Raw genomic sequence first — 792 nt, 5'->3', positions numbered from 1 at the left:
TACACAGCATGCGATCCATCAACCGACTGACAACCTCAGTCGTCGGAGCGGCCGTGCTCCTGGGCTGCGTCTCGGGACCGGCCGTGTCACAGGCGAAGCAGGACGGCACACGGGTGCTGGTGTTCTCCAAGACGGCCGGCTTCCACCACGGCTCGATCTCCGCCGGCATCGCGGCGGTGGAACAGCTCGGCGAGACGGGCGGCTTCACGGTCGACGCGACGGAGGACGCCGGAGCCTTCACGTCCGACAACCTCGGGCGCTACGACGCGGTCGTGTTCCTGTCGACGACCGGTGACGTCCTGAACGCCGCCCAGGAGACGGCCTTCGAGGGCTACATCCGCAGTGGCGGGGGCTACGTCGGCATCCACGCGGCCGCCGACACCGAGTACGACTGGGCGTTCTACGGCGGGCTCGTCGGTGCCTACTTCGAGTCGCATCCGTGGTGGCCGATGCGTGCCACGGTAAATGTCGAGGACCGCGCCCACCCGGCGACCGCGGGCCTGCCCGCCACCTGGGAGCGCACCGACGAGTGGTACAACTTCCGCTCGAATCCCCGGGAACGGGTCCGCGTCCTGGCCTCCCTCGACGAGTCCTCGTACTGGGGCGGCACCATGAACGGCGACCATCCGATCGCCTGGTGCCAGAACTACCAGGGCGGCCGCTCCTTCTACACCGGCGTCGGCCACCGCAAGGAGTCCTTCGCCGAACCCGCCGTCCGCCAGCACCTGTTGGGCGCAATCCAGTGGGCCACCGGCGCCGTCGAGGCGGACTGCCGGCCGGAGAACGGCTAGC

The 792-nt window shown here is 69.4% G+C and carries 1 pseudogene; it reads left to right on the top strand.

From position 1 onward, the window contains the following. Positions 1 to 8: 8 nt before the first annotated feature. Positions 9 to 788, top strand: a pseudogene (locus tag ACP4J3_RS50810) (ThuA domain-containing protein); the annotation flags it as partial. Positions 789 to 792: the final 4 nt, after the last annotated feature.

The sequence above is a fragment of the Streptomyces sp. UG1 genome (genome assembly GCF_049974585.1).
Taxonomy (GTDB): domain Bacteria; phylum Actinomycetota; class Actinomycetes; order Streptomycetales; family Streptomycetaceae; genus Streptomyces.
Note: the sequence above shows the minus strand (reverse complement) of the source record. Positions and strands in the feature narration are given on the sequence as shown.